This is a genomic window from Novosphingobium sp. P6W (assembly GCF_000876675.2).
GTDB lineage: Bacteria > Pseudomonadota > Alphaproteobacteria > Sphingomonadales > Sphingomonadaceae > Novosphingobium.
The window spans coordinates 351,163-364,224 of the sequence record NZ_CP030353.1 but is presented as its reverse complement, the minus strand read 5'-3'; the positions used below and the strand labels follow the sequence as shown (position 1 = coordinate 364,224).

At 66.0% G+C, this 13,062-nt stretch carries 9 protein-coding genes and 1 pseudogene; 4 read left to right on the top strand and 6 right to left on the bottom strand.

Going from position 1 to position 13,062, the window contains the following annotated elements; translation table 11 throughout:
- Positions 1–31: 31 nt before the first annotated feature.
- The 3 genes and pseudogenes from TQ38_RS18025 to TQ38_RS31465 form a co-directional block, all read right to left on the bottom strand.
- Positions 32–1,588: an ABC transporter substrate-binding protein gene (locus TQ38_RS18025; RefSeq protein ID WP_043978229.1), complete on the bottom strand. Its 1,557-nt coding sequence runs from the start codon at positions 1,586–1,588 to the stop codon at positions 32–34.
- A 14-nt stretch (positions 1,589–1,602) separates the two neighbouring features.
- Positions 1,603–3,198, bottom strand: a complete 1,596-nt coding sequence (locus tag TQ38_RS30625) for a TonB-dependent receptor (RefSeq protein WP_205316162.1) — start codon at positions 3,196–3,198, stop codon at positions 1,603–1,605.
- Positions 3,199–3,751: 553 nt separating this feature from the next.
- Positions 3,752–4,183 (bottom strand): annotated as a pseudogene (locus TQ38_RS31465) (TonB-dependent receptor); the annotation flags it as partial.
- Between the two features lie 387 nt (positions 4,184–4,570).
- Between TQ38_RS31465 and TQ38_RS18015 the strand changes: the two are divergent.
- Positions 4,571–5,752, top strand: a complete 1,182-nt coding sequence (locus TQ38_RS18015; RefSeq protein WP_043978226.1) for an LLM class flavin-dependent oxidoreductase — start codon at positions 4,571–4,573, stop codon at positions 5,750–5,752.
- A 12-nt stretch (positions 5,753–5,764) separates the two neighbouring features.
- A complete protein-coding gene (locus TQ38_RS18010) occupies positions 5,765–6,352 on the top strand; it encodes a malonic semialdehyde reductase (RefSeq protein WP_043978223.1) in 588 nt (195 codons plus the stop codon).
- Positions 6,353–6,419: 67 nt separating this feature from the next.
- On the opposite strand, the gene TQ38_RS18005 is transcribed toward TQ38_RS18010, so the two are convergent.
- The 3 genes from TQ38_RS18005 to TQ38_RS17995 are packed head-to-tail and all read right to left on the bottom strand — an operon-like array spanning position 6,420 to position 9,743.
- Entirely contained in the window at positions 6,420–7,103 is a 684-nt protein-coding gene (locus tag TQ38_RS18005) for a class II aldolase/adducin family protein (protein ID WP_043978220.1), read from the bottom strand.
- A gap of 8 nt (positions 7,104–7,111) precedes the next feature.
- On the bottom strand, positions 7,112–8,140 hold the full coding sequence (locus tag TQ38_RS18000; protein WP_052505905.1) for an ABC transporter substrate-binding protein: 1,029 nt from the start codon (positions 8,138–8,140) through the stop codon (positions 7,112–7,114).
- Between the two features lie 37 nt (positions 8,141–8,177).
- Positions 8,178–9,743 carry an ABC transporter substrate-binding protein gene (locus TQ38_RS17995; RefSeq protein ID WP_113942057.1) on the bottom strand — a complete coding sequence of 522 codons (1,566 nt, stop codon included), beginning with the start codon at positions 9,741–9,743 and terminating at the stop codon, positions 8,178–8,180.
- A gap of 466 nt (positions 9,744–10,209) precedes the next feature.
- On the opposite strand from TQ38_RS17995, the gene TQ38_RS17990 reads away from it, so the two are divergent.
- Positions 10,210–11,424, top strand: a complete 1,215-nt coding sequence (locus TQ38_RS17990) for an LLM class flavin-dependent oxidoreductase (RefSeq protein WP_043978211.1) — start codon at positions 10,210–10,212, stop codon at positions 11,422–11,424.
- Positions 11,424–12,956, top strand: coding sequence for an ABC transporter substrate-binding protein (locus TQ38_RS17985; protein WP_043978208.1), 1,533 nt, complete (start codon positions 11,424–11,426; stop codon positions 12,954–12,956). The genes TQ38_RS17990 and TQ38_RS17985 overlap by 1 nt, the downstream gene beginning before the upstream one ends.
- Positions 12,957–13,062: the final 106 nt, after the last annotated feature.

Genomic DNA, 13,062 nt, shown 5'->3' with positions numbered 1-13,062 from the left:
CCATCAAGATATATCTTGTAACGATTTTGTATCAGCTCTTCAGCCAGATGCGATCAAACCGCCAGGTAGGGAAGTGGGAGCGCTCGGGCTTCACCCCGCCGACGGTGGGCGCGATTGCGTCGAGGGTGTTCTGGAAGCCCCAGATCAGCAGGCCGCCGCGCTCATGCTGGATGCGCTGGGCTTCGTGGACCAGCGGGGCGCGGGCCGCGAGGTCGGGCTGGGCCAGCGCCGCGCGCACCAGTTCGTCGAAGCGCGGGTCCTTGAACTGGCTGCGGTTGGTCTGGGCGTAAGGACCGTCGTTGCCCATCGCGGCGGCGAGGAAGGGCTGGCCCAGCGTACCGCCGGTGCTTAACGCGAAGTCGTTGCGCAAGGGGCCGTTGTAGGTCGCTGCATCGACCTGCCTTACCTTCACTGTCACGCCCAGCTTTGCCGCCTGCTGCGCCAGTACCAGCGCGGCGCTGGTGCCGCCGGCATCGGCGGTGAGTTCCACGGTGAGCCCTTGCGCGCCCGCCGCGCGCAGCAGATGGCGCGCCTCGTCCGGGTCGTGGCGGCGCTGGGGGATGGACTTGTCGAACGCGGGATCGTGCGGGGCGTAAAGGTCGTTGGCGATCCGGCCCTGTCCGCCCAGCACGCGCTGGACGAGATCGTCGCGGTCGGCGAGGAGGCGGAAGGCCTGGCGCACCCGCACGTCGTCGAACGGCGGCTTGCTGACGTTGAGGTTGAAACCGCGCCACCAGTTGGTCTGCGAGGTGACCAGCCGCGCGCGCGGGTTTCCCTGCGCGAGCGGGGCCTGTTCGGGGGCGATGGCGTGGGCCATGTCGATCTGGCCGCTCTGCAGTGCCTCGAAGCGGGAGACCTGATCCTTGAAGTCGATGATCTCCAGTTCGTCGGGCCAGGGACCGTCGCGGAAATAGTTCTCGAAGCGCGTGAACAGCGAGCGGCGGCCGGGCTGGAAATCCTTGAGGCGGTAAGGCCCGGCACCGACCGGGTTGGTGACGGGGTGATAGTCGATCGGCACGATGCCGCCGAAGTTCACCCAGGTATCGGGCAGCGGCAGGAAGCCGATGCCGTCGCGGATCGGGATGCGCACGGTGCGATCATCGAGCTTCTGCACCCGGTCGCGGTCGACCAGCGCCACAGACGCGCCGTTAGGCGAGGCGAGCTTGGGATCGGTGAGGCGCCGTACCGAATGGACCACATCGTCCGCCGTGATCGTGCGGCCATTGTGGAACTCCAACCCTTGCCGCAGCCGGATCGTCCAGGCCGAGGCATTGGCATTGGGCTCGGCGAATTCGGCCAGGGCGAGCTGGGGAAACATGTCGTCGCTCCACTCCCACAGCTTCGCATAGAGCGCGAAGCCGCGGATGGTGCTCGACATGCCCGAGGGCTTGTGCGCGTCCAGGTTGCCGGCGGCGGCTTCCCCGATCACGCCCAGCCGCAAGCGGCCGCCGCGCCGGGGTTTGCCATCCCCGGCATCCGCGGCGGCATCGGGGCGGGAGCAGCCGGACAGGCCGCCCCCGAGCATGACCCCCGCGCCGGCCGCTGCGGCAAGGCCCAGGAAATCGCGGCGCGGGAAGATCAGGCTCATGGGTTTCGCCTCGCTTAGAAGTTGTAGCCGAACTGCGCCACGATCGACCGGCCGCGCGTGGGCTGGAGGAAGGTGTTGGTCGACCCGGTGAGGCCGCTGACGAAGTTGCGCTGGTCGGTAAGGTTCTGCACCTGGATTTGCGCATTCCAGCGCGGCTGGCGATAGAACAGGCCAAGGTCGAGGTTGTAGCTGGTGGGAATGCGCACCGTCTCGCTGAGGTTGAGATACCAGGGGCTGGTCAGCCAGCCCGACAGTTCCGCGCCGAATCCCGAGGGGTGGCGCCAGTCGAGATAGCCGCTCAGGTTGTATTTGGGGATCTGCACCGCATCGAACCGGCCCGCCGGGAGCTGATTGAGCACGTTGCTGTCGCTGAACACCGTCCCGTTATCCGGCACGAAGCCGCGCGGCGCGAAGCCGGCCTGCGAAGTATATTCGTTGTAGGCGGACAGGTAGTTGAAGTTCAGCCCCGTGCGCCAGGCTTCATTGGGCTGGTAGCGCAAGGTGGTTTCGATGCCCTCCACCTTGAGACGGGCGATGTTGTTGAACTGGTCCGGGCTGGTATCGCGCGCCTGCTTGAAACCTGCCAAGGTGAGGAACAGCTTGCCGGCGATCGGTTCGGCCTTGATCCCCACTTCGTACAGTTCGCTCAGGCTTTTGAACTGCAGCGGGTTGAGCAGGTTGGCGCCCGCGCCGCTGCCCCAGCTCAGGCCACTGGCGAAGCCGCCGGTATTGATCGCGATCGAACGGTCATACGTGAAGTAGATCGTCGAGTTTTCAGTGGGCTTCACGTAAGGGCTGGCCTGAACCGAATAGAGCTTGAAGTCGCCGTCGTCCTTGCGCTCGCTGGCGCCGGCCAGCGGGAAGGGGTTCTTAATAGAGGCGTCCACCCAACTGCGGCTGCCACCCACGTTGAGACCGGCGAAATCACCGATCTTGAGGTTGTGCTGGGTGAAGGCGGTGATCGTCGTCCACGCCGACTGCGCGGTGTAGGACGCCACCGATTCCGCGTAGAGCCCGTTGCCCGCGTAATACATCGGCGGCAGGTTGAGCCATCCGAAGTAGTTCGAGAACTGCGGCGTGCCGGCGGTGCCGATCCACGCGGCATTGCCGCCGTTGGGATTGCTGGTGGTGATGCCCAGCAGGTCTCCGGGGTTCTTGGTCGAAGGGTCGAGCGTCAGGTCGTAGGCGTTGATTACGCCGAAGCTGTTGTTCGCGGCGATCGAGCGGTTGGTTTCGCGCCGGTAGATCACGCCGGTGTTGCTGTCGTCGACGATGCCGCCGCCGAATTCGAAGCTGTGGCGCAGCTCGAAACGGTTGTCGAAGATGCGGTCGCGCGACTGTACCTGGAACGCACCGGTGGCGTCGGTGGTGTCGCTCGAGCGTTCGTAGAATGTGCTGTTGACGATGCTGGTATGCTCGCCGATGTCCCAGTTCAGCTTGAGCTGCGCGGTGAAGCGCTTGGCGGTGTTCTGGTCTTCGGCGCGCTGCGAACGCTGACGCGAAAGCTTGACCGCCTCGTTGCCCGCCAGGGTCGGATCGTAAACCCACCCGCGCACGGTGCCGGGGCTGGCCTGTGTGTTGGGCGAGGCGGTCTGGAGGGAACCGGGCACGACCATACTGTCCCGCCGCGTTGCGGGCGCGCCTGACCCATCCGGTCGTCGCCGAATTGGCATCGCCCGATGCGAACACCGGCGACCAGTAGGCCGAACCGTTCTGGATGATCGGGGTGGAGCGACCGGCGTAGTAAAGGCCGTCGTCCACCAGCGACTGCGAGGCGCGATTCCAGCCGTGCGTCACGTTCCAGTCGTAGTAGTTGTCGTAGGAGGCGTTGAGGTCTGCCCGGAAGTTGCTGGCCGGCTTCCAAGCCAGTGCGCCGTAGATGGCGTAGAAGTTGTTCTTCACGTTGTCGTAGTAGTCGTCCTGCTTCTGGACGGTCACGCTGGTGCGATAGGCCAGGGTGTCACTGATCGGGGCAGTATCGTCGGCGCTGATGGTGAAGCCGAACTTCGACTTGCCATCGGGGATGATGGCGCCGATGCGCGTCGTGATGCTGGAACGGCGCTGGTCGAAATCCGGCTTCTTGGTCAGGTAGTTGATGTAGCCGCCGCTGCCGGTCACCGATCCGAAGATCACCGAGGACGGGCCGGCGACGATGTCCGCACCTTCGTAGGAATTGAAGTTGGCCGGGTGGCGCACCGAATAGCCGCGCTGGCCGTCCTGAAAGATTTCCGCCCCCTGCGCGCGCAGGGTGGGCACGATGCCCGCGTTCTGGCCGCCGCCACGGGTGATGCCCGGCGCGTACTTGGCAAGATCGTCGGAACTGGTGATGATGTCCTTGGTAAGCTGTTCGGTGTTGATCTGGGTGACCGAACGCGGTGTGTTCAGGATGCTCTCGCCGGTGCCGTAGATCGAGGTCGGCGGGCGGGTGGAGACGATCGAGGTCTGCGTGTTCAGGCGATCGCCGTTGACCGTGATCGAGCCGTTCTGCTCGTCCTCCGCCCCGGCTGCGGCCTCTTCCGCCGTTTCCGCACGGGCGACGCCGGTGAATGCCAGCGACAACGCGCTGACGGCGAGAAGGTACTTGGTGACTCGCATGGGATGCTCCTGCTTCGACCCGATGATCCGGTATCCGTGCGGGCGGAGCTGAAACCCTCATGCGGACCCCCCGCGCGGCCGCTCCACCCTTGCAGGCTGCTAAGCAAAGCGCGTGCCAGAGGGATTTATCGTTATATTTCAGGGATGTTTTGAACTCATGCTGGTGCAAAGCGCGCAGTGATGCTGCGCTTTGGCCACCATCCAGTCCTTCCCATCGCTCGGCGGCAGGGAGGATTTGGCCGGGTGAAATTGAATCAGCGACTTTGACAGCGGGCACGCAGGTATCTGTAAAATAACCATAAACGTCACTGGCCCAAGTCTTGCTTTCACCTCTCCCATGGCAGGTGCCGCGTTCGAAACGCAGCACGACAGCGAAAGGCGAGGCATATGGCAGTCAAGCTACTTTGGTATCTCACCGCGCCCGATGGCGTGGTCCCGTGGGAGGAGAACGGCCGCTGGGATACCGGCTTCGACCACCTCCAGCAGTTGGCCGCGACGATCGACAAGCTGGGCTTCTACGGCGCCCTGCTGGCGACCGGCTATGGCGGCAACGACGTGTTGACGGTGGCGGCGGCGACGCTTTCGGTGACGAAGCGCATGACGTTCCTGGGGGCGATCCATCCCGGCCTGCTATCGCCCGCGAAACTTGCGCAGATCGCGCTGACCATCAACCAGTTTTCGGGCGGGCGCCTGGCGCTCAATGCGGTGAACGGCAACGATGCGACGCAGGCCGCTTACGGCATGTACCTGCCTCATGATGAGCGCTACGAGTACAGCCTGGAATACTGGCGCGCCTTCAAGCACGCCTATTCGGGCGCGCCGGAGGGTTTCCACGGCAAGTACATCCAGCTTACCCCGCCGCCCGCGCGCGGGTATCGTCCCGCGCACGAGGATGCGGGGCGCGAGCCGGTGGCGCTGTGGGGTGCGGGCACTTCGGCGCCCGGCGTGGCCCATTCGGTGCAGCTGCTCGACACGTACCTGAGCTTTGCCGACACGCCGCCGCGGCTGGGCGACAAGTTCCGCCGGGTCGGCGCGGAAGCGGCGAAACTGGGCCGCACGCTGGATTACGGCACCCGCCTGCAGATCATCGTGCGCGAAACCGAGGAGGAGGCCTGGGACTATGCGCAGTGGCTGATCGACCAGACCTCGCTCGATTACGCGTACCAGGGCCTGAAGCGCTTCCTGCCGCCGGGCGAAACGCTGGAGACGTATCGCAGCCCCGACCCGCAGGTGAACCGCAATCTGGACACCTTGCGCAGCGGGCAGTGGCCCAAGGCCCGCGACTTCGAGATATACCCCAACATCTGGACCGGCCCGGCGCTGCACGGTTTCGGCATCCTGGGGCCGGGCGCGGGCACCACGCTGGTCGGCAGCGCCGAAAACGTCGCCGACCGCATCCGCGAGTTCGAGGCGCAGGGGGCCAAGTCGTTCATTCTTTCGGGCTGGCCGCTGATCGAGGAAGCGCACCGCGTGGCGCACCTGCTGTTCCCGCTGCTCGACCTCGACCATGGTTTCGAGGTGCCTTTGCTCAATGCCCGCCGCACCCGGCCGCTCCTGTCGGTCGCCTGAGGAGACTTGCGAATGACTACTACCCTTGCAGCGGGCGCGCTCGACCAGATATTCGGCGGCGCGCGCAGCAATCACCGCTTCGACGACCGCGCCATCGGCGATGACACCCTGCGCCAACTGTACGAACTGACCAAGCTCGCGCCCACGGGTTTCAACGCGCAGCCGGCGCGCTACGTGTTCGTGCGCAGCGCGGAGGCGAAGGCGCGGCTGGCGCCAGTGCTGTCGAGCAGCAACCGCGACAAGACGCTGGCCGCGCCGCTCAACGCCATCGTCGCCTGGGACAGCCGCTTTTTCGAGCACCTGCCGCAGCTGCTGCCGGGGCGCGACGTGGCCGCCTACTTCGTGGAGGAGGAGCCGATCCGCTCGGCAGGCGTGTTCAATGCGGCGCTGCAGGCCGCGTTCCTGATCGTGGCGGCGCGCTCGCTGGGATTGGACGCAGGGCCGATGACCGGCTTCAATGCCGCTGCGCTGGACCGCGAGTTCTTCCCTGACGGCCGCCTGCGTTCGCTGCTGGTGCTGAACCTGGGCTACGGTGACCGCAGCGAAATCCGCGAGCGCGGGCCGCGCCTGGCATTCGAGGATGCGGTGAGGGTTCTGTAGCGATCTGGCAGGAAGGGCCGCCGGTCGCACGCGGCGGCCCTTCCTGCCGGCACCGGCCGTTGCCCCCTCAGGCCGGTGCAAACTCCCGCGTGAACGAGCGACCCTTTTCCAGCAGCCCGGTGCGCTGCCACTGCAGGTCGAGCGCGCCTTCGGTGTAGACCTGCGCCCCGCCGATCTGCGCGGCGATGGCCTGGAGGCGGGCGGATTCCTCGATCAGCAGGATGAGCTGTGCCGTCTCGACGATGCCCTTGCCCCAGAAATTGGCGCCGCCGTTGCTCTCCAGCAGGCCGGGCGGCGGGGCGAGATCGGGAAAGGCGTCGAGCCGGGCGCGGATCGTCTCCAGCACACCGATACGGCGTTCGAGATGGTTGGGGATCTCCCGCGCCAGAAGGTGCCGCTGCGCCGCGACGTAGAGGATCGGGAACGGCTTGTGCGCCAGAGACCAGGCCGCCAGGTGCGGCGTATGGGCATGGATCAGCGTATCCGCCGCCAGCCGCTCCTCGTTCAGCACCGATTCCGGGTGGTCCGAGAAGCGCGAGGCGGTGACCTTCACCTCCTTGTCGCGCGACCATGGCGAGGGGAAGCGCACCGAAAGCAGCACGTCGCGCCCCGGCACGCGGTGGGCGATGTTGAAGATCAGGCTGGCGGTCAACGTCCCGCTTTCCTTCAGGAACGTGAAGGCGTGGGTCGCATCGTCCCTGGCCTTGGCGATGGTGTCAGCCAGTTCGAGGTCGATCGTAACGGTCATCATGCGCCTCCTTATTCGGCTGCGATCGGGTTTTGGGCCCGCGTTTCGGCGGCAATTAGCGCCTCGGCTTCTTCCAGTGGGCCGCGCTCGATCCAGTCTGCGACGTCGAAATCCGCTTCGAGGAAACCCCAGGCGAACAGGAAGTCCTTCTGCGCCGAAAGCCCGGCAATGTACTCGGCGGTCAGCTTCGGGCGCAGGCTGGTGGCATAGTGCGGGAAAGTGGCGGCGATGGTCTCGCGGTCGGATCGGCCATCTTCGCGCGTCAGGGCGTCGAGCGCGCCGTCGGGGTTGGCCTCGGACCATTGCGCCGCGCGCAGCAGCGCCGCGATATAGCGCACCACCAGATCACGGTGCTCAGCCAGGAAGCTGCGGTGGACGGTGAGCGGGCGCGGGGTGCCGTTGTTGATGCGGTGCAGGGCATTGGGTTCGTCGGTCAGGCGCACGAGTTCGCGCAAGGCGTTCCCGTGTTCGCGAAACAGGCGCAGGCCTGAAGACTGGCGCAGGAACACCGCATCGACGCGGCCGTCGAACAGCGCCGCCAGTTCCGCCGCGCCCGAGGCGACGCCTTGGCCGCGTTCGACCGGCACGTCGACGAACGTCACGTCCGCGCGCGCCAGCCCGGCGATATCCAGCCCGTTGGCAAGCCCGTGGAAATTGGCGCCGCGCTGGAAATCGATCGAGATCCCCTCGTAAAGCGGCACCGCCAGACGCTTTCCGGCAAGATCCTCGAGCGAGCGGATATCGCTGTCCGCGCGCGTCACGATCGACTGGAATTCATCCACCCAGCTGATCGCCAGCACCGCCGTATCGGCGCCCCTGGCGCGCGCCCAGATCGGCGGGATGTTGCCGCCTTCGCGGAACATCGAGGGGATCGAATGGTCGAAATGGCTTTCGCGCACGGCGGCATCGCTTGATTCCTGCAGCGAGCGCAGGACCGCGCCGCCGTCGGCGAATTCGTCCTGCAGGAAGTTCTGCTGGATCGCGATGGTGGACGCGGTGGCACCGCCGCAGCGCGTGAACAGGATCTCGGTATCGCTCATGCTCATATCCTCTGCTTGCTTGGTGGTTGGTGTGAAATCAGGCGCGGCGCCACAGCGCGTCGGTGCGCCAGGCGGAAAAGGCGGTGCGGTCCGGCGTGACGCCGCCGATATTGCGCGACACCGCTTCCTGGTTGTTGGAGAAGCCCCAGATCAGCAGGCCGCCCCGGTCGTGCTGGATGCGCTGCGCCGCGCCGACCAGGCCCTTGCGCTTTTCCACGTCGGGCTGCGCGGCGGCCTCGGTGACGAGGCGGGTGAACTCGGCGTCCTGGAAATGGGTCTTGTTGCCCGCCGAGCGCGGCCCGTCATGCTGTTGCAGGGTAAGCAGGAACGGGCGCGATACGCCGACGATGGTGCTGAAGGTCCAGTTGTTCTTGTCAGGCCCCGCGAAGATGGAATCGTCGACCAGCTTGATCTTCACCTCGACGCCGGCCTCGCGTGCCTGCTGGGCGAAGACGATGCCGGCGTTGCCGCCAGCGCCCGCCGTCGTCACCAGCTCCACCGTCAGTCCGCCGCCGTGGCCTGCCGAGCGCAGCAGGCTGCGGGCCTCGGCCAGATCGCGGGTGCGCTGGGGAATGGTGCGGTCGAACGTCGGATCGCTGGGCGCGTAGAGGTCGTTGGCGACGCGGCCCTGGCCGTGCAGCACGCGCTTCACCAGTTCGGGGCGGTCGGCGATGAGGCGGAACGCCTTTGCCACGCGCGGGTCGTTGAACGGCGCCTTGGACAGGTTCATCGCGAAGCCGTGCCAGGCGTCGGTCTGGGACGAGACGACCTCGAACTGGTCCGAAGACTTGAAGAAGGCGAGCTGTTCGAACGCGATGGTGGGCGCAACATCGACCTGGCCGGTCTGCATCGCCTGCAGGCGCGAGATCGGGTCCTTGAAGTCGATGATCTCGACTTCGTCTAGGTAGGGCTGGCCGGGCTTGTAGTAGTTCTCGAACTTCGAAAAAGTCGAGCGCTGGCCGGGCGTGAAGTTCTTGAGGCGATAGGGCCCGGCGCCCACCGGATTGGTGACGGGATCGTAATCGGTCGGCACGATGCCGCCCCAGCTCATCCACAATTCCGGCAGGGCGGCAAGGCCGTGACCCTGCTCGAAGGGGATCGTGACGGTGAGCGGATCGAGCGCCTTGATCCCGTCGCGCTGGAGCGAGGGCAGGTACGAGCCATAGGGCGATGCCAGTGCGGGATCGGTCAGGCGGCGCAGCGAGTAGATGACATCCTCTGCCCGGATCGACTTGCCGTGGTGGAATTCCAGCCCTTTCCTGAGCCGGATCGTCCATTTCGTGGCGTCGTCGTTCACTTCGGTGAATTCGGCGAGGGCAAGGCCGGGATGGGCCTCGCGATCCCATTCCCACAGCTTGGCGTAAAGCGCCCAGCCACGGAACGAGCCGGTGCCCAGCGGCTTGTGGGCATCGAGATTGCCGGTCTGCGCGCCGGCGATGATGGCGATGCGCGCCTTGCCGCCTGCGCGCGGCGGGCCATTCGCAGCCGCCGCGCCGGGCTTGTCCTTGCCACATGCCGAAAGCAGGCCGGTGCCAAGGGCAAGGCCACCGGAAAGCAGCGCCCCCTTCGTCAGAAATGATCGGCGCGACTGGTCTTCGGACACGAACGGGTCTCCTTGCATGGCAATGCGAGGAGTGGAGCAAGGCGCGTGCCAAGCGTGGATTCGTGCGCCTCAGGCAAGCGGGAGGGAACGGTTGGGTGCGGTTCCCGCGCCTTTCTCGGCGCGGTGTGGTGGGTTTGGCGCATGCCTTTGCGCCGTTTTCCTACATCGAGCCAGCCTGCTACGTTCGCGCAGGTTCTTTCACATCGTCGAAAATTCCTCCCTATCGCGGCCAGGTACAGTCCTCCTGCGCACGTATTTCATCAACTAAACTGCACTTGCCCGCCGCCAGCAGAGCGCGAGACGATTAAATTTCCGCAAAGTACGGCGCTCGTCTCGGTGCCGGGTATTGCGCAAGACCGTTGTTGATTTCTCCACAATCGCCCCGTTTTCCACGCCCTGTCGCCGCTCATTCTCCCCACTGGCACGGTTACTGCTTTGCATGGCTTCACACTTGTGGAGCGCTGCCATGACCATCGAATTTTTTGCCCGCCTGCCCCTGCACGGCGAGACCCAGTACATCCCCGGAGACAACCGCAATCGCGGTGACTGGAACCGCCAGCCGCATGCCAGCACCGGCGCCGTCTCGTCCGGGGACGATGGCGACTTCGCCTATATCGATTACCTTTCGCAGGTCGCCCGGGCAGCCGAGATCAATGGCTTCGCCGGCGCGCTGCTGGTCAACGCGCCGTTCGGCGATGAACCATGGATCGTCTCCGCCGCGCTGGCCCGTGAAACGAAGAAGCTGCGCTTTGTCGATGCCTTTCACCCCGGCCACTTCAGCCCCTGGCAGGCGGCGCAGATGGCGGCCAGCTTCCAGCGCCTCAGCGGCGGGCGGCTGGTGTGGAACGTGATCCAGGGCGGGTCGGACGGGCTTCTGCGCGCCAACGGCGAACCCCTGCCGCACGACGAGCGCTATGCCCGCGCCATCGAATTTCTCGATCTTGTCAAAGGCTTCTGGGCCAACGAGAGCTTCCATTACAAGGGTAAGTACTACGAGGCGAACGGCGGCGGCCTGCGCGGTCCGCTGGCGCGCGCGCCGATTCCGGTGATCTGCTCGGCCGGCACTTCCGACGGCGCCAAGGAACTCGCCGCCAAGCATTCGGACTATTACCTCGTGCTGGCGGAATCGCCCGAGCACGTCGCCCGCAACATCGCCGACGTGAAGGAGCGCGCCGCGAAATACGGCCGCGCCGACCAGATCCGCTTCGGCGTCTCGGTCGATGCGATCGCCCGCGAGACCGATGAGCTTGCCTATGCCGAGGCCAAGCGCTTCTTCGACGAAGGCGTGCGGGCCGGTACGGTAAAGGCGGCGGCCGAACGCTCGGAACATATGTCCGACACCAATCGCCAACGCTTCGAGCGCTACAACGGGCGCGAGGTCAATGATTTCGACGACCTGTTCGTGGAACCGCACCTGTGGGGCGGCTTCGGTTATATCGGCATCCCGCCGGGCTTCGCCTTCGTGGGCAGTTACGAAAACGTCGCTACCAAGGTACGCCAGTTCGCCGATCTCGGCATTTCCTGGTTCTTCCTCAACGGCTATCCGCATCTGGAGGAAATCTACCGGCTGGGCGAACACGTCCTGCCGCGTTTCCGGGCGCCGCGGCTGGCGGCGGTGGAGCAGGACCAGGCGGTGCCGCTGGTCTCGGGCGGCGGCATCGCTGCGCGTGGTAACGGGTGATGGAGAACCTTACCAGGCGCGGCCTGATCGGCGGCGCGACAGGCGCGGCCCTGCTGCTGGCCGGTTGCGGCAGCCGCAGCGAAGGGGCCAGCGAGGCGCCCAGGGAGCCCCGGCGCGGCGGCAAGCTGCGGCTCGGCATCATCGATGGCGAGCGTTCGGGCAACCTCGATGCGCACAAGCCGCTCGGCATCGGCAGCACGATCCGGGGCTTCGCCATGTACGACAAGCTGTGGGAGTGGGATGACAACATGCTTCCCAAGCTGGCGCTGGCGGAATCGGTGGAGCCGGGCGCCAATGCAAGCGCCTGGGATATCCGGCTCAAGCCGGGCCTGGAATTCCACAACGGCAAGTCGATCACTGCCGACGATGTGCTGTTCTCGATCCGGCGCATCACCGATCCGAAGCTGGCCTCGCCTTACGGCGCGCTGGTTTCGCCGGTGGACCGCGACGGCGTGCGCAAGCTCGACGAGCGCACCGTGCGTATCCCGATCCGCGAAGGCCAGGGCTTCGTCGCACTGCCCGAAACCTGGACCAACTTCGGCGGCATCGTGCCGGTGGACTACGATCCGGTGACCAACCCGGTCGGCGCCGGCCCGTTCAGGATCGACAAGTTCCAGCCCGGCCAGCGCGCCACGTTCAAGCGGTTCGACAACTACTACAAACCCGGCCGCCCCTATCCCGATGAACTGGAGATCATCGAGTTCAAGGACCAGACCGCGCGCATCGGCGCATTGCTGGCAGGCCAGATCGACCTCGCCAACGCGATTCTGCCCGAACAGGCGGGGCTGATCCGCCGCGATGCCCGCGCGCGCATCCTCACCTCGCCGACCAACGGCTGGCAGTCATTCGACATGAACACGGCCCAAGGTCCCTTCGCCGACGTGCGGGTGCGCGAGGCGTTCCGCCTGTTGGTCGATCGCGAGGAACTTGTGCGCCGCGCACTGCAGGGGGAAGGGCGCATCGCCAACGACCTCTACGCGCCGCAGGACCCGACGTTCGACAAGGCCATCGCCCAGCGCCGGCAAGACCTTGACCAGGCACGCAGCCTGTTGAAGCAGACCGGGCACGAGGGGCTGCGCACCGAACTGGTGGTCGGCCCCGCCAACGTCGCGGCGGCATTGGTGCTGAGCGAGCAGGCCAAACGCGTGGGCGTGGACCTGCGGCTGCGGCAAGTGGACGCGGCCACGTTCGCTGGCCCGGGAAAGCGCGACTGGGAGATCAGCACCGGCGGCACATTAGGCGTTCCGTGGCTTTCCACCGCTCTGCACATCGATGCGCCTAGCGCGGTATCGAACAAGACCAACTTTGCCGATCCGCGTTTCGCCGAACTGTTCGGGCAGGCACTGGCCCAGCCGGACCTCGCCTCCCGCTCGCAACTGGTCCACGAGATGCAGCACATCCAGCACGAACGCGGTGGGCTGCTGATCTGGGGCTTCGCCAACACGCTCGACGGCGTCGGTCCGCGCGTGGGCGGCATCGCGGCGGAGCACTCGCACTTCCCGACCTGGCGCTTCGACCGGATGTGGGTGTGAACACATCGGGACAGGACGGTGTCCGCGCGATGTTGAAATATCAGCAGCGCCCGCACCACACCTCTGCAAAGCCGCAGAATTCGGCGGTTGGCACGGGCTTTGCTGT